Raw genomic sequence first — 18793 nt, forward strand, 5'->3', positions numbered from 1 at the left:
GGATTATAGCCATTTGCCTGGATTCAAAATACCCTTCGGATCCAGCACCTTTTTGATCTCACCCATAATCCGCCGACTGTCACGGTGCAGAAACAGATCCATATACTCGGTCTTGGCCATTCCGATCCCGTGCTCCCCTGAGAGGGCCCCTCCCAGTTCGGCCGCCTTGTTCACAATTTCCGCTTCGGCGGCTTTGACGCGGCGCCACTCCTCCGGGTCGGATTTATCGGTGAGAAAATGGGGGTGCAGATTGCCGTCACCGGCATGCGCGGTACAGGCGATGAGCAGATCATATTTTTCGGCAATTTTTCGAATCGCCAGAATCATGGCCGGGAGGTCGCTGATGGGAACGGTCATATCTTCGACAATGCACGTGGGCCGGGCACGCGTCATCACTGCGAACTGGTTCCGGCGCGCCTCCCACAGGGCATCGTTTTCCTCGGGCGAGTTGGCCACTTTTATCCGTTCGGCGCCCTGCTCCCTGCAGATCGCCTTGATCCGATCGACCTGCCGCCCCAAACTCTCCTTTGCGCCGTCGACCATGATCAGCAGCAGTCCCGCCGCATCCCGGGGCAGACCGAAACGGGTGTAGTCCTCGATCAGATTGATGGTGGTGCTGTCCATCAGTTCCAGGGCCACCGGCAAGATACCGGAACTGATGATATGTGTGACCGTATGACCGGCGGCATCCAGATCGGCAAAGGAGGCCTGGATCGAGCGCTGGGCTTCCGGCTGGGGGATCAGTTTCAAGGTGATCTCGGTAATGATGCCCAGCGCGCCTTCAGCGCCGCAGAAAAGACTGGTCAAATCCATGCCGGTTACGTTTTTCACGGTTCGCCCACCGGTTTTGATGATCCTGCCGTCGGCCAGGACCACGGTCAGGCCGAGCAGATAATCCCGGGTCACACCGTATTTGGCGCCCTTCAGCCCGCTGGCGTTTTCGGCCACGTTGCCGCCCAGGGTGGAAACGTTCAGGCTTCCCGGATCCGGCGGATAAAAGAGTCCCTGCCGGCTCAGTTCAACCTGCAGATGGCCATTGACCACACCGGGCTGGACGACGGCCAGTCGGTTCTTCTTGCTGATCTCAAGGATTCGGTTCATGCGGGTAAAGGCAAGGACAATGCCCTTATTTTGCGGAATGGATCCCCCGCTCAGGTTGGTACCGGCCCCGCGGGCCGTCACCGGAATCGATTCCCGGTCGGCTATTTTCATGATTTCGGAGACCTGGGCGGTCGATTCGGGCAGGAGAACGGCCTCCGGCCGTGTCTCGGACAGGGTCGCGTCATAAGAATAGCAGATCAGATCTTCCGGTGCGTCGAGGTAATTCTGCCCGCCGACCCGTTTTTGCAGCATTTCACGAACATGATGTTTCAGCATACCCGGTACTCCCTGGTTGCATCTGTAGTTATGCGGATCACAAGGGACGGATCAGTCGGTCACCCCATCCCTGAGAAACCCGATCTGGCGGTATCCACAGGCTTCGCTTCGGGTTTTCATCTCTCCGCCGGCGACGCGAAGGATCAGATCGAAAAGTTCCCCGGCGGCGTCATTCATGGTTTTGCCCGCCATCAGGGCACCGGCATCGTAGTCAATCCACCTGGCCTTGTGCCGGCCGACCCGGCTGTTGGAGGACAATCGCAACAGGGGCGTCGCGAAACCGGCGGGGGTGCCGCAGCCGGTGGTAAAAATCGTCATCACACAGCCGGCCGCCTCCTGGGCGGTAATGCCGGCCAGGTCATTGCCCGGTCCGCTGAGCAGATTGAAGCCCTTCTTGCGAAGGCGGCCGCCGTATGGAATCACATCCCGGACGACCGCCTGGCCGCCTTTTTCCGTGCACCCCAGGGATTTTTCCTCCAGGGTGGAAATGCCGCCGGCAATGTTGCCCGGGACCGGGCTTTTGTATATCTCCTCGCCGTAGCGTCGGAAGTAGGCTTTGTAGTCGTTCATCATACCCACGATGGCGTCGAACACCATCCGGTTTTCAGCGCGCCGCATGAGCAGATGCTCCGCACCGAACATTTCGGGCACTTCGGTCATGACCACCGTTCCGCCGAATCCCGTGAGCCGGTCCGTAATTTTTCCCACCAGCGGGTTGGCCGTGATCCCGGAAAAGGCGTCCGAGCCGCCGCAGTTCACGGCAATGGCCAGTTCGCCCGCCTTGCACGGCGACCGCCGATCCGCGCTGAGGGCTGCATACAGCGTCTCCAGCAAGGCCATGCCGTCGGCCAGTTCATCTTCGACATCCTGGCAGTTGAGCACCTTGACCCGCTGGGGATCAAGGTCTCCGACAAGGGGCAGGAAACAGTCCAGGCAGTTGGACTCGCAGCCCAATCCCAGGATCAGCACACCGCCGGCATTGGGGTGGTGCACCAGACCGGCAAGGGCGTTCTGGGTGTATAACAGATCCTGTCCGACCTGGCTGCAGCCATTGGCGTGGGTCAGGGCAAACGCACCGTCAAACCCGGGCCCGGCGGGATAGCGGGCGTTGATCCGGTCGGCCAGCTGCTGCGCCGGACCATTCACGCAAAACACCGTGGGGATGATCCACAGTTCGTTGCGGATTCCCACCCGGCCGTCCCGGCGCCGGTAGCCCTGAAAGGTCGGCGGATCCCCCGGCGGACCGCCCGCCGGCATGGTCACGGGCGAATAGGTGTAGGCGACCTCTTTTTCAAGGTTGGTAAACAGGTTGTGAACATGCACCCACCCGCCTTTTCCGATGGGCCGGGTGGCATGGCCGATGGGGTCGCCATAACGAATCACGTCGGTGCCCGCCGCCATGTCCACAAGGGCGACCTTGTGGCCCATGGGAATCTCATCCGTCAGGGTCAGCCCGATATCGCCGGTGTGTGCCGCTTCGCCTTTTTTCAGGTCCCTGGTGGCGACGGCGACGGTATCCCCGGGGTTCATCACGATCAGATTGGCCACATGCATTTCCTCCATTGCTTCAACAGGCACCCGAAACGGCTTGCAGAAGAGAAATCAGACTCCCCGACCGATCAAACCGCAGGGCCCGGTCAGACGGATCCACGACCACATCGGCCCTGTTTTCCAGCTCGGCCAGGCACCCTTCAGACACCAGCAGGCGGGTGAGGTCAAGGGTATTTTTGATGTGGACGATACGCAGGTCTGCAAAGGTATACGGCCGGACCGTCTGGAGTGCGGCGGCAATGGCCGCTTTGTCCGTGGGAAAGGTCAGGGGCACCATTCCGGATTCCGGGCAGCAGGAGGTCAGGCAGTTGATGGCGGTGGCCTGAAAATCGATTTTGTCAACCAGCCGTCTGACGGTAAAATCCGCCTGCCCGATGCCCAGGGCGGCCCCTTCCGAACCATCGGTCAGGTCCCGGACAAAAATTCGGGTAATCTTCGGCAGGGGACGCCGCACCCCGCAGCGGCAGACATCGCGCCCCACCACATTGGGATCGATGCCCTCCCCGCTGATATCCTTGCCCATCTCATCCACGATCAGCAGGTCGATCTCTTCGACGGGCAGCGTCGGCAGGCACCGGCGCGCTTTTTTCAGCATCTCGGTTTCAACGGCCACCATGTCCCCGGCCGGCGCCATTTTGAGCTCGCAGGTCTCGTGTTCCTGGTTTTCCACCAGCCCCACGCCGAACAGCAGGTGACACCGCCCCAACAATTCGGTCCCGGCCGTACTGATGATGTCGTAGTAATCACGGACCATGGCCAGGCGATGGTAGTGCTCGGCCCCCACCTGGTTACCCAGGCCGATGGCCATCATCTTTACCAGCCCGCTTTCCGTGGGGCCGGTAAAATTGGTGTGCGGCTTGATCCGATTGATCAGAACGATGCCGTCGGCGTCGTGGGCCAGCCGGTCAACAAAAAGCGGGATGCCGTTTTTCTCCCCCATGGGGACCACGTCCATGGTTGCATGAACCGGGGCACCGACGCTGGATTCGGTAATTCCGCGTGCGGCGAGCACCTCGATCTGGCCGGCGGCCGTTGCCCCGCCGTGCGAGCCCATGGCCGGCGTGACAAACGGCCGGCAGCCGCATGCCTTCAGCCGCGCCACCACCTCGCGGACAACGGGGACCAGGTTCGTAATCCCCCGACTGCCCACGCCCACCGCAATGCGCATACCCGGCAATAGCAGCGCCGACCCGTCCAGCCGGTCCCATTCCCGGGCCATACGGTCGCCAATATCCACCGCCGGGGGGATGCGGTAACGCTGCCGCACCATTCTCATTTTAGGCAGATTCAATCGGGCGCCTCGATATCGACCAGATTGGCATAATTTTGATGGACATTAGATAAAGCCGAGCATCCGGGGGATGGCCAGCGACAGTTCGGGGATGAAAACAAGAAGCAGCAGCACCGCCATATCCAGGATCAGAAAGGGCCACAATTCGCTGACCACCGCCTCGAAACTGACCTTTCCCACACCGACGGCGGCAAACAGCGCCACGCCGAGCGGCGGCGTAATGAGTCCGATGTTCAGGGCCACGACCATGACCACGGCAAAATGCACCGGATGAATTCCGATCTGAACCATCACCGGTGCCAGGATCGGCGCCAGAATGATGCAGCTCGCCGACGTCTCCAGCCACGTGCCGACAAAAATCAGCAGCACCACGACCAGCAGCATCAGCAATTTGGGATCGTTGCTCAGCGACAGCATGAACGCGGCGATCTGCTCGGGCAGGTGCACCCGCGAAATGATCCACCCGAGAATGTTGGCAAATCCGATGATAAAGAAAAGCATGGCCGATGTTCGCATGGCGCTGTATACCGACTCGTAGATGCTCCGCAGGGAAACGGTCCGGTAGAAGACGGTTCCGATCACAAGGGCATAGAAAACCGCGACGGCAGCGGCTTCCGTCGGTGTAAAGACCCCTGAGAAAATCCCGCCGACGATGATCAGCGGCATGATCAGCGCCAGCACGGAGTCTTTCAGGCACAGGCAAAAGGCCCTGAGCTCGAATTTTTCCTCGAACTTGGGAAAATTCTTCTTTTTGGCCAGGATGGCCACAAAACCGCTCATACTCAACCCGACAATGATTCCCGGAATCATGGTGGCCGCAAAAATGGCCCCCACGGACACCCCGGTAACGGCGCCATAGACCACGACGATGATGCTGGGCGGAATGATGGGGCCGATAATGGACGAGGCCGCGGTGATCATGGCCGCAAATTTACGCGTGTATCCCTGTTTTTCCATGGCCGGGATGAAGACGGACCCCAGCGCGGAAACATCGGCGACAGCGGCACCGGTAATCCCGGCGAACAGGAGGCTGCTGTAAATGTTCGCCTGGGCCAGACCGCCGCGAACCCGACCGATAAGGTAATTGACAAATTGAATCAACCGATCCGTAATCCCGCACCGGTTCATGATTTCGCCGGCCAGGCAGAAGAAGGGGATGGCCATGAGAACGAAGGTGTCGATTCCGGCATACATCCGTGAAGCGACCATCTGGAGCGAACTGCCGGCCCATAGAATCCAGCCGGTTGAAACCAGCCCCAGGACCATGGCAACCGGCAACCCGATCAGAAGCAGCCCGACCAGTATGCTGAACATGGTGACGGATATCATTGTTGGGTCCCCCTTCTCTCCGTCGACGGGGAATCCCCGGCAGGCGCCTCAGGATCATTGTCCCCCGCGGCGGTGAACAGATCGATAAAACGCATACCGCTTTGAAAAAGCAGGAAGACGCCGCCGGCCGGAATGGCCAGATAGGGCCAGAATTTCCGGATCCCGCTTGCCGGAGAAATGAGACGCTGTCCCAGCTGGGCGTATTTAATCCCGCATACGATCAGGACAATAAACAGAACCGTTGCCAACAGGGTGTGAACCATCTTGATCCAGCGGACCCTGCCGCTATTGGCAATGAAGAAATCGATGGAGATGTGACCCTGCTCGGCGTAGACGACCGAGGCGCCCAGCAGGGCCATCCAGACCATCATGTATTTGGCGATTTCCTCGGCCCACACGATTCCGTCGCCCAGAATGAATCGAAAGAAGATCTGTGCCCATACGATGAGGGTCATCACGACAAACAACACGACCGTTGCGTTGCCGACAATGGTGTTGACGCTGTGACCAAGCCGTCTGAGTTTCCCGAGGATCTTCAATCTTCCCTCCACTTGCGGTTTCCAGGGCATTAGAAAAAACGCCGCCCGGGCCGACGCTGACCCGGGCGGAAGGCAATTATTTTTTGGCGTATCCCAAACCGACCAGCGCCTCGTCTGCCGCCGTCAGGATGCCATCGACCCATTTGGGGTCGCTGACCCCTTTTTCCCTGATGAATTTCAGGACCGGCGCCTGGGCAGCCGCTTTGAACTGCGCGAGTTCATCCTGGGTCGGCGTATAGATTTCCATCTTCTTTCCGATGATGCTTTTGCCGATTTCCCGGTATACCCGGGCGGCCCGTTCACCGGCCAGGCCGGCCTTTTCTCCCCCTCGCAGGATGATCTGCTGATGGGCCGGGGAAAGGGTTTGGAACCATGCATCGTTGACCATGAGATGTTGCTGGGTATACACATGGTGATCGAGAATCATGTACTTCTGGACCTCCTGAAGCGAACCGAGAATGACAATCGGTATCGAGTTTTCCTGACCGTCGACAACCCCGGTCTGAAGCGAGGTGTAGACCTCGGCCCATGAAATCGGCGTGGGTTTGGCACCCAGGGAACGAACCAGTTCCATGTGTGCGGGAATGTCCATGGTACGGATGCTCAGGCCGGCCATATCCGCCGGGCTGTGAACGGGTCTTTTGTTGTTCGTGAAATTCCTGAACCCGCCGTTATCCCAAAGGCCGATGACCCGCAGGCCGGTTTGCCGGCGCATGTCTTCGAACAATCCCTGACCATAGGCGCCCCGAAACACATCCAGCGCCTGATCGACCGACTGAAACAGGTACGGAACGGTCATGGCCTGAATGTTCGGATAAACGATGGCGATGGTCCCTTCGGTCTGGGACGTGGCCGCTTCGATTTCGCCGGACATGGTCATTTCCTGAAGCGAGGCCGTATTGCCAAGCGCTGCGCCGGGCGAAACCGCCACCTGGATCTTGCCCTGGGATTCTTTTTCGACATAGTTCTTGAATGCCACCGCCGCCGCGTGCACATTCTGGGTGGCGTCCGCCACATCCGCATGGGCCAATGTCATTTTGATGACTTTTTCCTTGGCAAAAGCCGCCTGACTTCCAAAAATCAAGAAAGCTGCCGCAATGAAAACAACAAAGACCGCTGACCCAAAAATCCTGTTCCGATTCATTCCATCTCTCCTTCAGTTGGTTGGAAAAAAGCCAATTCTCACCAGGCCTGTGATCGTTTGAAAGCTCCCCTGTGGGTTTATCGCCCCCTTTCCGCACGCCCTTTTAAAACGCCGCAAAAAAACAATTTTCTCATCTTTTTTTCAGCTTCGCATTCAGGGCATTGTCAGGGGGCAGGCATCTCGTCCCGCCCCCATCTATTCCGATTTTACGTCTATTCCGCACAGCCGCATCGCTGCGGTCTTCTTCTCCGCCATATTGATTTTTCTCCCGATCATGATTCGCTGGGCCTGCGGCGAACCGGCGCCGTGCATGGATTCAGTCAGGTAACCCACGGCGGCCGTCCCCAGGGTCAGGTTCTCGATCAGGCGCAGGATCCGCATGCGGTCCGCGGTGGGAATCCCGGGCTGGGCCTTGAAATATTTCTGCACCCATTTACCGGTGGCATCGCCGTCCAGGTCCTTTTGCGACGGCAGGGTGACCATCAGCCCGCCGGCGATATCCTGGGCCAGCCTGGCAATTTCGTAGGGGAAGCGCGTCACGTTCTGCTTGTGTATGTTGGCCAGCAGGGTGTTGACGGCGTATGTGCCGCTGAGCTTCTTCTTGCCTTCCGTGGCACAGGCGAGGCAGCCGCAGTATAAAGTCTCATTGAGATGGTTCATCTCGATCAGCTTGTCCTTGACGTGCGAGGCCCTGGCGGCACCGTTGTACTCGGCGGCCAGCTGGGCGGCACCGATGAGCACATCGCCCACGCCGACCTTGCAGGCATAGCTCTGCCGATGGTAGGCGGCGAACATCTCCACGAGGGAACCGGCAAATTCATATTCTCCGCACATGAACACACGGTCCCAGGGAACGAACACATCGTCGAACACCACCAGCGCCTCGTGGCCGCCGAAAAGCATATTGCCCTGGTCCATGGCCCCGCCTTCCAGCTTGCGCGTATCGCAGGACTGGCGCCCCAGGATGTAAATGATGCCCCTGGCGTCGCTGGGCAGGGCAAAGGAAACCGCGTAGTCCCGGTCGGCTTCCCCCATGGCGATGGTGGGCATGACGATCACTTCGTGGGAGTTCACCGCACCGGTCTGGTGGGCTTTGGCTCCGCGGACCACAATCCCGTCCTCCCTTTTTTCCACGATGCGCAGGTAATGGTCGGGATCCGGCTGCCGGTGGGGCGGCAGGCTGCGATCGCCTTTGGGGTCGGTCATGGCGCCGTCGCACACGAGGTCCTTTTCCTGAACGGTCGCCAGGTATCGTTTAAACCGTTCGTTGTAATGGGTTTCATGTTTCTGGTCGATATTGTAGGTGATGATGGACAGGGCATTGAGCGCATCCATCCCCACACAGCGCTGGAAACAGCAGCCGGTCTTGCGGCCCAGCAGCCGGCCCATCTTGCTCTTTTTCACCAGGTCGTCGGTGCTCTGGTGAATGTGGGTGAAGCGGTTGATACGCTTGCCGGAAAGGTGGGAACGGGCCGTCATCAGGTCGGCATAGGCCGGATCGTGGGCCAGCTCATAGGTTTTGGCAACGGCGTTCATCGACGGCCGGATGATCGGATCGTCGACCACGTTGGTCACCCGCTTGCCGAACATGTATACTTCCAGATTCAGGGCCCGCAAACTCGCTTCATATTGGTCGGCGGTCATCATCGGCATGCTGACTGCTCCTTTCCTGTCTCTGATTCAGACAGTTTGACTTTTCTTGAGAAGTTTATTCCAGTCTTTATCGACGTTGCTCTGGAAGGCCGCTGCCGTTTCCGGAGGCATGTTTTTAAAGCGCCCCTGGAGATTCAGGTACGATTCAATGGGTTCTTTGGCCGGCATGGGGCTGATTTCCCAATTTTCCCCGTCGAACACTTCGTAGAGGGGAAACACCCTGCTTCTCACGGCCATCCGGGCCACTTCGACGGAGACTTCCGGGGCGTGACGCCACCCCGTGGGGCAGGAGGCGAACAGGTGAATGAAGCGGGTCCCCTTGATATTCATGGCGGTCTTCAGCTTATCCGCCAGGTCCAGAGGATCGCTGATCGAGGCCGTGGCCGCATAGGGAATCTCGTGGGCGGCCATGATATCGATGATTTTTTTCTTTTTCTGGGGTTTCAGCGCCGAAACCGGCGAGGTGGTGGTCCAGCAACCGGCCGGCGTGGCCGAAGAGCGCTGTATGCCGGTATTCATGTAGGCTTCGTTGTCATAGCACACGTAAAGGATGTCCTCATTCCGCTCGGCGGCCCCTGAAAGCGCCTGGAACCCGATATCGAAGGTCCCGCCGTCACCCGCCCAGGCCAGCACCGTGGTGTGGTGGTTACCCTGGGCTTCCAGTCCGGCCTTGATACCGGCCGCCGTGGCCGCCGTGGTTTCAAACGCCACGGAAATGACCGGAACGGTCAGGCAGGAGTATGGGTAGATGCCGATCAGGGTCGACCAGCAGCCGGCGGGCATGACGACGATGGTGTCCCGGCCCAGGGTCTCAAGGGCGTATTTCATGGCCAGGGCCGCCCCGCACCCCGGGCAGCCGAAATGTCCCGGCGTGAATAGATCCGATCTGTTTTCTGTCGCTACCGTCATGCCAGCACCTCCCCCCAGTACGAATTCCCGGCCTGCACGGCTGCACCGCTGCCGGCGAGCGCCTGTCGCGCCAGTTCGACCACACTATCCGAGGTAATGTCGTTTCCACCGATACCGGCAACAAATCCATGCAAATGAATGTCGCCTGCCATCCCGAACAGAGCGGCCTTGACTTCCTGGGCAACGATGCCCTCCGCGCCGAAGGAAACGTCCCGGTCGACGACGACCACATGCCGGGCGCGCGCCACGGCTGCCCGGACCTCGTCAACAGGGAAGGGGCGCACCATGGAAAGCCGCAGGCTGCCGGCCGCGACCCCTTCCTCCCGCAGGCGGTCTGCGGCCATACGAATGGCACCGGCCGCGGTTCCGATAGCGACGATCACCAGATCCGCATCGTCCGTGCGATAGGGACGGACCACCGGATGGCGCCGACCGAATTCGTCCGCGAAGCGGCCGGCCGCTTCATTCCAATGCCGTGACACGCCAAGGGTGTCCTTATGGCGGCTGAATTTGAACGAGGTGTAGAGGTCGGCGCCACATACGTTTCCAAAGGTTTTCGGGTCGTCGACATCCAGTTTGCTTTCCGGTCGGTAGGCGGGCAGATACCGATCGACGGATGCCTGTTCCGGCACGTCGAGCAGTTCCGAGGTATGGGTCAGATAAAACGCATCGAGGTTGACCATCACCGGCAAAAGCACCTTTTCGGCCACGCGGTAGGCGATCAGAATGGCATCCATCACGTCCTGAACGTCGGCGCAATAGTATTGGATCCAGCCGGTATCCCGCTGGGAGAGAGCGTCGGTATGATCGCAGTACAAATTCCACGGCGGTGCAAGCGCCCGGTTGGCGTTGGCCATGACAATGGGCACCCGTGCCCCTGAAGCGTAGTGCAGCACCTCGTGCATGAGGGCCAGGCCCTGGGAAGAGGTCGCCGTAAACGTCCGGGCGCCGGTGGCCGCGGCCCCGATGCAGCTGGCCATGGCGGAATGCTCCGACTCAACGTTGATGTATTTGGCATCGAGATCCCCGCGGCCGATAATATCCGCCAGTTCTTCGACGATGACGGTCTGCGGTGTAATCGGGTAGGCCGACACCACCTGGACCCTGGCCAGCGCTGCAGCCAGTGCCGCGGCTTCGGTTCCCATCATTACTTTTTTCATGAATTTCCACCTTCCATCGTGATCACGCCGCGCGGACATTCGTAGGCGCAGACACCACAGCCTTTGCAGTGAAACAAATCAACCGCGACACCCGTTTCATTTCTGCGGATACTCGCGTCCGGACAATACCGCACACACTGCCCGCAGCCGTTGCAGGTGCCGCAGGAGAGGCATCGGTCCGCCTCCTCCAGAATCGACTCGCGGGTACACGCGGTTTGCCGCTTGCGATCGCGGCATGCCGCCGGGGCCGAATTCTGAAAGCGTTCCAGTTTGATGTCATCGCCAGAGACCTGGCCGTCCATCTCGACGAGACGTGCCGCTTTGGCGGGATTTCCGCTCAGCTGGCCGGCGATTCGTTTGGCCGCCATGTGCCCGGCACCGATATAGTGGGCGATCATGGCGGGCTTGAAGGGAAGCCACTTCTCCGGCAATTCGACGGCCTGGGCCGTATCGGCCGGGAAACGGTCATCATAAGGATTGAAGGCCGAAGAAAATCCCGACCGGATGGCAGCGGCGCCCCTTGATGTGGGATCCAGAATGACGGCATCGAACTGGTCCGCCAGCCGGGGAATGTCATCGCCCGAAACGGCCTGCCCCAGCTGAAGGTCCAGATGCACCCGCCGGACCAATCGATCGATTTCCCTGTCCAGCACCCCGGGGTCGAGCTTGCCGGGCGGGGTTTCAAGCAGATAGCCGCCCGCCCGGGCATCGTCATCCATCACGGCCACGTCAACCCCCTTCAGCCGCAGGAAATAGGCGCATGCCAGTCCAAACGGGCCTGCGCCGAGGACGGCGACGCGGCCGACATCCGTCGGTTCTATGGGCTGCGGCCCGGTCGCGTTCCGGTCCGCCAGATAGCGTTCGATCTGCTGGATGGCCACCGGCTGATCCAGTTCCCGGCGAACACACCTGGACTGGCACGGATGGTAGCAGAGGCGGCCGGTCAAACCCGGCAGCGGATTCTGGGCCAATATTTCGGCCAGCGCGCCATCGGCGCCCCTTGCCTTCAGGGCGTTGATCATGTTCGGTATGGGCATTCCGGCCGGGCATTGCGCTCGACAGGGCGGTGTTTTGTCCATCGGCACCGCCGTAAAATACCGCCACGTCCCTGTTTGGTTCCAGGCCATACTGCCGATGGTGGCCGGCATGGCCGGCAATTCCGCCATACATCCAATCGTTTTTTTAGGCTGCATTGCACTCTCCCGACACCCAGCGCACGGCATCGCTGGCCGCCAGCGCTGCGTTCGCATTTGCTGCCGGCTTTACAGGGACGCCCAGCTTCACCGCGTCAACCAGATGTTCAATTTCCAAATTTTCGGCAACCTTGGCAAATGCACCCAGGATCACCGTATTGACAATGGGCGACATCCTTGATCCCAAGCCGTATTGAACGGCGATGCGCCCGGCATCGACACAGGCCACCCGGAACGTGGCGTCAACGGGAGGCGGATCGTTCCTGTCCGGGTAATTGAGAACAATCAGTCCGCCCGGAGCCAACCCGCGGGTGACATCCACCATTTGAAGCAGGGTCGGATCCAGTACGATCACGGCAGAAGGATTGCGGATCTCTCCCCGCTCCCGGATGGGATCAACGTCAAGCCTTACAAATGCGGCAACGGCGGCGCCTTTTCGCTCCATTCCGAAAGAGGGGAACGCCTGCACGTATAGCCCCTCCGAGAAATAGGCTTTTGCCAGTATTTTTGAAGCCACGACGGCGCCCTGGCCGCCCCGTCCGTGAAACCGTATTCCTGTCATCTCTCACCTCTGTGCAAACCAGTGGTTAATGTCCCGTCATGAAGCGTCCAGCGAATCTGAAATCTGCCTGGCGGTTGCCATGACCATTTTCGCGAACTGGTCGCTTTTCTCTTCCGTGATCCTGTTTTTGGGGGTCGAAATACTGATTGACGCCAGGCACTCGCCTTTGGCATTCAGAATCGGCGCCGCGACGCAATAGACACCGTTGAGCGCCTCTTCGTCATCATAGGCCACCCCTTTTTTCCGGACGGTTTCAACTGCGTTGATCAACTCGGCAATGGTGCCGATGGAGCGGTCCGTCATTTTTTTCAGTGTATTTTTCCCGCCGTGGATCCGCTTGATATCCTCATTGGAAAGATAGGAAAGGAAAATTTTTCCCGTGGCTGAACAGTGTACCGGAAAACGGGCACCGGCAGGCGTTGAAATCCGAAGCATCTCCTCGGACTCGAGTCGGAAAATGTAGCGGATCTGGTTGTACTCGTTGACCGCCGCATTGACGGTTTCCCGGCATTGCAGGTGGAGCTCCCGGAGAAACGGCACCATGGATTTACGCAGGAAATTCTCCTTTTTGCTCGGGGTGCCGATGGTGAGCGTTCGAACGCCCAACCCATAGAGTTTGGTCGCGGGGTACTGGCGAACGAATTTACGATCCCTGAGGGTTCCCAGAATGCGATGAATGGTCCCCTTGCCATACCCCAGGCGCTGGCCGATTTCCGTTATCGACAGGTCGCGCCCTTCGTCAATCATCAACTCCAGGATAAGCAGGGCCTTTTCCAAAGATTTGACCTGATAACGGTTGGCGGTCTCCGGCACCGCTTTCTTTTTCGAACGTTGTGACGCCATGCCCCACGCTCCTTCTGCTTAAAGGTTCTGTCATGCAGAACTAATTTTTAAAATATAGAACTATACTTTGCGGACTGGATCAAGCAAAAAGTTCTGTAATTAAAAATCAAGTTGTTAAATACAGAACAATAAATTCGCGGTGATGGTTAACTTACCGAAAACATGATCTTTCAATTAAATCCGGTTTTCAGCTTCCGCCCGGGGTCAGGACCGACCACCTTGAGGCGTCGACACGGTGACGATCCATCCGGGCGAAGTGCGTGCACACCCAATAAAAAAAGCCGGGCACCTGCCCGGCTTTTTTTTAATTTTCAGATAGTTGGAAAACTAACGGACCTGATGAATCAAACCACGGTCATCGTATCAGGCCACCTCCTGGAAATCGGCATCCACCACGTCATCGTCCGCCGGCGCCGTGGCACGGGCGTTTGCGGCCTGACCCGGCTGCGGTCCTTCGCCATGGGGGCCTCCCGGTTGCCGGTAAGCCGATTCGGCCATTCGGTGGGAGGCGCGGGTCAGCACCTCGGTGGCCTGTCGGATCTCGTCGGTATTGTCGCCTTTCAACACCCGTCTCAGGGTGGACACCGCGTCGTCGATTTCCATGCGCAGGCCCGGGTCGACAGCGGCGCCCATTTCGTTCAGGGTTTTCTCCGTCGAGTAGATCAGGGCGTCCCCGGCATTTTTGGCCTCCACCAGCGCTTTCCTGGTCTGGTCGGCATCGGCATGCAGTTCCGCGTCTTTCACCAGACGGTCGATCTCTTCTTTGGACAGGCCCGAAGAGGAGGTAATGCGGATGCTCTGCTGCTTGCCCGTGGCCTGATCCCTGGCCGACACCTCGACGATGCCGTTGGCATCGATGTCGAAGGCCACCTCGATCTGCGGGGTGCCCCGCGGCGCCGGCGAAATGCCGGTCAGCTCAAAGCGCCCCAGGGTCTTGTTGTCGGCCGCCATTTCCCGTTCACCCTGGAGCACGTGAACGCTCACCGCCGGCTGGTTGTCCTCGGCCGTTGAAAAGACCTGGCTCTGTCGCGCGGGGATGGTGGTGTTCTTGTCGATCAGCCGGGTCATCACCCCGCCCAGGGTTTCGATACCCAGGCTGAGGGGCGTCACATCCAGCAGGAGCACATCCTTGACATCACCTGCCAGTACGGCGCCCTGGATGGCGGCGCCCATGGCCACGACTTCATCGGGATTGACCCCCTTGCTGGGCGCCTTGCCGAATATCCGTTTTACCCGCTCCACGACTGCCGGCATGCGGGTCATGCCGCCCACCAGAATCACGTCGTCGATGTCACCGCCGGAAAAACCGGCATCCTTCATGGCGGTCCGGCAGGGACCCTCCAGCCGGTCGAGCAGGTCCTCGACCAGGGATTCCAGTTTGGCCCGGGTCATCTTGATGTTCAGGTGTTTGGGGCCGCCGGCATCCGCAGTGATAAACGGCAGGTTAACGTCCGTCTCCATGGCGCTGGACAGTTCCATTTTGGCTTTTTCGGCCGCTTCCTTGAGGCGCTGCAGGGCCATCTTGTCGCCGCGCAGGTCGATCCCCTGCTCCCGTTTGAATTCATCGGCAAGGTAGTCGATGAGGCGCAGGTCGAAATCCTCTCCGCCCAGGTGGGTGTCGCCGTTGGTGGCCTTGACTTCAAACACCCCGTCGCCGATCTCCATGACGGAGACGTCGAAGGTGCCGCCGCCCAGGTCGAATACGGCGATCTTCTCCTCCCGCTTCTTGTCCAGCCCATAGGCCAGTGATGCGGCGGTGGGTTCGTTGATGATGCGCTTGACGTTCAATCCGGCAATCCGGCCCGCATCCTTGGTGGCCTGACGCTGGCTGTCGTTGAAGTATGCCGGGACGGTGATGACCGCGTCGGTGACCGGTTCGCCCAGGTAGGCCTCGGCAGATTTTTTCAAATCCGCAAGAATGAACGACGAAATCTCCGCCGGACTGTACTGACGGCCTTTCAGGGAGATGCGAACATCGCCGTTTTCCGCCCGTTGAATCTCGTAGGGAAGGTTCTTCCGGTCTGCGGTCACCTCGCCGGCATCGTACCGGCGGCCGATGAGCCGCTTGACCCCGAAAACGGTGTTCTCCGGGTTGGTCACCGCCTGGCGTTTGGCGATCTGGCCCACAAGTCGCTCACCGCCGCTGGAAACGGCCACCATCGAGGGTGTGGTGCGGCCGCCGTCGGCATTGGTAATCACCTTGGCGTCGCCGCCATCCATGATGGCTACGCAGGAATTGGTTGTTCCAAGATCGATTCCGATTGTTTTGCTCATTTTCTGTTCCTCCTGGATGACGGGGATGGGAACCCCGCGTTGGTTTCTGATGAGCAAACCATAAATCGGATTAATTATATGTCAAATTTTTTTCATTACTTTTTATAATTTTTATTTTTAATAATTTCGACTCTGGGGCAAGGATCGACAGGAGGCGTTCCGGCCAGGCCATCAGGCGCAGGAACGCCCGCCCCGATGAACGGACCCGGTATCTTCTGCGTGCAGCCATCCAAGTGTTGCCGGTTGCCGGATTATTGGCTATAATTCGATAAGTCGAGTGATTGCGGCCCTCGTTCGATCCTGAACGGATCGACCCCGCTGGCAGCGCCACCTGCTGTCTTCCCTGCCGGCTTTCCGTGATGATGCTGCCTCATAATGTTCTGCTGCCGGCCCGGTTCCGGCTCAACGCGCTGAAAACAACCGCCGCCCCTTCACCAGACTGACGGCAGTAGCTGTGTTTACCCATCTTCGCCATTTGCGAACCTTCTACCGAGGAGGATAAAAAATGCCGATATTCATGATGTTCGGAAAGTACACGACGGAGGCGATGCAGGGCATCAGCCCGGGCAGGACGGAAAAGGCCGTTCGACTGATCAAGGCCAACGGGGGAAAGGTCGTATCGATGTATGCGGTTATGGGAAAGCACGACCTGGTTTTTACGCTTGATTTCCCCGATTCGGAAAGCGCCTTTGCCACATCCGTCGCACTGAACCAATTAACCGGGATTACATTTACCACGTCACCGGTGGTCGAGGTCGAAATGTTTGACCGTCTGATCGCCAAAGCCAAAGAGATTTAGGTCGAAGAAAACCGGCACGTCCATTTTCATGCATCGGGCCGCCGGCATCGGCCGTGAGACAGCCTTCCGTTACTCATAATCGTAGACCTCGTATTGCGTCTTCACCGCCAGCTGGTCGTCGATCCTGTCCTGAATCTCTTTTCGCTCCGGGCTCTCATACCACTGTTTCCAGTAGAAATCGGACTGCCATTTGGAAACCACCAGAACCTCTCCCGGCCTGTCTACCCGCCTCAACGTCTCGCTGGACAGATACCCGGGGTGGCCCACGATGGTCGCCCGCAACTGGTTTATCAGCGGCATCAGCGCCGGACGGTTCTCTTCGGATACCTGTCGCCGAATATGGATTCTGATCATTTCAATAGCTCCTTCAGACGGATAGGAAGCGGTGATAAATACTGGACAGCCGTTTGTTGAAAACAGCTGAAAGCCGCCGGTAAACGGTGAGCCCGAATGCAGGGTGGCCGTTGAACACGCGGTTCATTTTGCGGGCATCGATTTTAATTGCCTGGATATCCGATGCGGCGACTGCAGTGGCAGTGTACGTCCCATTTTCTACCAGGCTCGACCAGCCGAAGATATCGCTCTGCCCGTTCAGGCGATAGACGGTTTTTTCCCCGCCGATCTTCAGTTCAACGGTGCCGTGGACCAGTATAAAAAGGGCTGTCGCCGTGTCCCCTTCATTGAATATCAACGTTCCCCCGGGATAGGAGGCTTCCTCGCATGCGTTATCCGCGATCTCTCCCATCACGTTCAGGTCCAGACCGGTGAACAGGTCCATCTCCGTGATATGAATTTCCCAACCCTCCGCTTTTTCTTTCATGATTGATGCCCTCCCTGTTAAACGTGTGCCTCGTGACCAGGAAAAACGAGACGCTTTTCCCAAGGCAGCGTGGCACGAATCGGTGTCGCGCCGCCGCACGGCTGGGTCCCAGGCAATTGTCGATTTCCGGTTCGGACGTTTTCCGGCTCAACAGTCGTCGGGGTCAGGCAGGGTTCTGAGAAAGGGTCGGACAGGCATAATGACGCCGGGACTCGGCTGAATGGATCAGCCCGCCGTACATAAATTCAAATTATATTCAACCGGTTCGGGCGTCAAGAGTTTAATTGCCGCCGGCGAGGGGGCCCGGCATACAGAAAGCGGCGCGGCGATGAGGGCCAACCGCCACAAGGGTGATTGGCCGATCAACGCACACGGCGGGTGCCGGTTTTCCATCGGACGGGGGTTACTTTTCCCGCCACGTCGGCTGGCGCTTTTCGAGGAATGCCGACACCCCCTCCTTGGCGTCTTCGGAGGAGCAGAGCCGGGCAAAGGCCTCGTTCATGTAATCAAAGGCCTTGTCATAGCTCAGGTCGGCGGCGGAATAAAAGGCTGACTTGGCGATCTGTACGGCGACGGGGCTCTTGGCGGCCAGCACCGCCGCCCAGCGCCGGGCTTCCACGGCCAGGTCATCCGCCGGGACCACCTTGTTGATCAAGCCCATATCCAGGGCGGCCGGGGCCTTGATCAATTCGCCGTAGAGCAGCAGTTCCATGGCCCGTTTCCGACCCACTGACCGGGTCACGGGAATGACGGGCCCCACGCAGTTGAGGCCCACGTTGATGGCGGTCAGCCCCATTCTGGCGTTGTCGGCAACGATGGCCAGATCCGCGGCAGCCACCAGGCCGGCACCGTTGGCCGCCGCAACGCCGTGCACCTGGGCAATCACCGGTTTCTTCATCCGGCTGATGGTCACCAGGGGGGTTTCCATGCTGGCGATCCACTCCCGGTACGCCATGGTGGACTTTCCAAAAAAATCACCCACATCGATTCCCGCGCAGAAGGCTTTTCCCGCGCCCTTGAGGATAACCACACGCACCGACGGGTCGGCATCCAATTGCAGAAAGGCCGCATCCAGTTCGGAAGCCAGGTCCAGCGTGAACGTATTGAGGCTGTCCGCACGGTTCAGGGTGATTTCACCGATAAAATCTTCTCCAACATCAACAATTACATTTTCAGCCATGAGAAATCCTCCTCTATTAAGTGGATGTTACTAATCAGATGAAGGCCAGAAACACGATCATGGCGCCAAGCGCCTTTCCAGGCCAAACATGGCCACCTATCCGAAAGGAAAAAATGGCACAGGAGCGGCTTCCAGCCGCGTTCATCCCCTTGCATCGCGGCTGGAAGCC

The 18793-nt window shown here is 59.0% G+C and carries 17 protein-coding genes; 1 reads left to right on the forward strand and 16 read right to left on the reverse strand.

Translation table 11 applies throughout. The annotated features are described in order from the left end of the window. Nucleotides 1–3: 3 nt before the first annotated feature. From DSCA_RS14715 to dnaK, 13 genes are all read right to left on the reverse strand, one after another. Nucleotides 4–1377, reverse strand: coding sequence for an FAD-binding oxidoreductase (locus DSCA_RS14715; protein ID WP_155317142.1), 1374 nt, complete (start codon nt 1375–1377; stop codon nt 4–6). A gap of 51 nt (nt 1378–1428) precedes the next feature. Next, the gene (locus DSCA_RS14720; protein ID WP_197904800.1) at nt 1429–2925 is read right to left on the reverse strand and encodes a UxaA family hydrolase; all 1497 of its coding nucleotides are present in this window, start codon (nt 2923–2925) and stop codon (nt 1429–1431) included. 19 nt (nt 2926–2944) lie between these two features. After that, entirely contained in the window at nt 2945–4219 is a 1275-nt protein-coding gene (locus DSCA_RS14725) for a nickel pincer cofactor-dependent isomerase, group 22 (protein WP_231716495.1), read from the reverse strand. Between the two features lie 45 nt (nt 4220–4264). Further along, a complete protein-coding gene (locus DSCA_RS14730) occupies nt 4265–5548 on the reverse strand; it encodes a TRAP transporter large permease (protein ID WP_155317144.1) in 1284 nt (427 codons plus the stop codon). Continuing rightward, on the reverse strand, nt 5545–6099 hold the full coding sequence (locus tag DSCA_RS14735) for a TRAP transporter small permease (protein ID WP_167527787.1): 555 nt from the start codon (nt 6097–6099) through the stop codon (nt 5545–5547). Before DSCA_RS14735 ends, DSCA_RS14730 begins: the two co-directional genes overlap by 4 nt. 64 nt (nt 6100–6163) lie before the next feature. After that, a complete protein-coding gene (locus DSCA_RS14740; RefSeq protein WP_167527788.1) occupies nt 6164–7123 on the reverse strand; it encodes a DctP family TRAP transporter solute-binding subunit in 960 nt (319 codons plus the stop codon). A 303-nt stretch (nt 7124–7426) separates the two neighbouring features. Then, the gene (locus tag DSCA_RS14745) at nt 7427–8884 is read right to left on the reverse strand and encodes a 4-hydroxyphenylacetate 3-hydroxylase family protein (RefSeq protein WP_155317147.1); all 1458 of its coding nucleotides are present in this window, start codon (nt 8882–8884) and stop codon (nt 7427–7429) included. Between the two features lie 27 nt (nt 8885–8911). After that, the gene (locus DSCA_RS14750) at nt 8912–9793 is read right to left on the reverse strand and encodes a thiamine pyrophosphate-dependent enzyme (RefSeq protein ID WP_155317148.1); all 882 of its coding nucleotides are present in this window, start codon (nt 9791–9793) and stop codon (nt 8912–8914) included. Continuing rightward, the gene (locus DSCA_RS14755) at nt 9790–10953 is read right to left on the reverse strand and encodes a transketolase C-terminal domain-containing protein (protein WP_167527789.1); all 1164 of its coding nucleotides are present in this window, start codon (nt 10951–10953) and stop codon (nt 9790–9792) included. The genes DSCA_RS14750 and DSCA_RS14755 overlap by 4 nt, the downstream gene beginning before the upstream one ends. Further along, nucleotides 10950–12146 (reverse strand): NAD(P)-binding protein, encoded by a 1197-nt coding sequence (locus DSCA_RS14760; protein WP_167527790.1) that lies wholly within the window; start codon nt 12144–12146, stop codon nt 10950–10952. Before DSCA_RS14760 ends, DSCA_RS14755 begins: the two co-directional genes overlap by 4 nt. Next, nucleotides 12136–12708: a 2-oxoacid:acceptor oxidoreductase family protein gene (locus DSCA_RS14765; RefSeq protein ID WP_155317151.1), complete on the reverse strand. Its 573-nt coding sequence runs from the start codon at nt 12706–12708 to the stop codon at nt 12136–12138. The genes DSCA_RS14760 and DSCA_RS14765 overlap by 11 nt, the downstream gene beginning before the upstream one ends. Nucleotides 12709–12744: 36 nt before the next feature. Beyond that, complete coding sequence (locus DSCA_RS14770; RefSeq protein ID WP_155317152.1) at nt 12745–13551, reverse strand: IclR family transcriptional regulator; 807 nt, start codon at nt 13549–13551, stop codon at nt 12745–12747. A 363-nt stretch (nt 13552–13914) separates the two neighbouring features. Then, on the reverse strand, nt 13915–15825 hold the full coding sequence (dnaK, locus tag DSCA_RS14775; RefSeq protein WP_155317153.1) for a molecular chaperone DnaK: 1911 nt from the start codon (nt 15823–15825) through the stop codon (nt 13915–13917). 505 nt (nt 15826–16330) lie between these two features. On the opposite strand from dnaK, the gene DSCA_RS14780 reads away from it, so the two are divergent. Next, the gene (locus DSCA_RS14780) at nt 16331–16624 is read left to right on the forward strand and encodes a GYD domain-containing protein (protein WP_155317154.1); all 294 of its coding nucleotides are present in this window, start codon (nt 16331–16333) and stop codon (nt 16622–16624) included. A 69-nt stretch (nt 16625–16693) separates the two neighbouring features. Here DSCA_RS14780 and DSCA_RS14785 read toward each other — a convergent pair whose 3' ends face one another. The 3 genes from DSCA_RS14785 to DSCA_RS14795 all read right to left on the reverse strand — a co-directional run bounded on the left by DSCA_RS14785 (nt 16694) and on the right by DSCA_RS14795 (nt 18624). Continuing rightward, the gene (locus DSCA_RS14785; protein ID WP_155317155.1) at nt 16694–16978 is read right to left on the reverse strand and encodes an antibiotic biosynthesis monooxygenase family protein; all 285 of its coding nucleotides are present in this window, start codon (nt 16976–16978) and stop codon (nt 16694–16696) included. Nucleotides 16979–16991: 13 nt separating this feature from the next. Beyond that, a complete protein-coding gene (locus tag DSCA_RS14790) occupies nt 16992–17444 on the reverse strand; it encodes a cyclic nucleotide-binding domain-containing protein (RefSeq protein WP_155317156.1) in 453 nt (150 codons plus the stop codon). Nucleotides 17445–17847: 403 nt separating this feature from the next. Next, nucleotides 17848–18624 carry an enoyl-CoA hydratase/isomerase family protein gene (locus tag DSCA_RS14795; RefSeq protein WP_155317157.1) on the reverse strand — a complete coding sequence of 259 codons (777 nt, stop codon included), beginning with the start codon at nt 18622–18624 and terminating at the stop codon, nt 17848–17850. Nucleotides 18625–18793 lie beyond the last annotated feature (169 nt).

It is taken from the genome of Desulfosarcina alkanivorans, from assembly GCF_009688945.1.
Taxonomy (GTDB): Bacteria; Desulfobacterota; Desulfobacteria; order Desulfobacterales; family Desulfosarcinaceae; genus Desulfosarcina; species Desulfosarcina alkanivorans.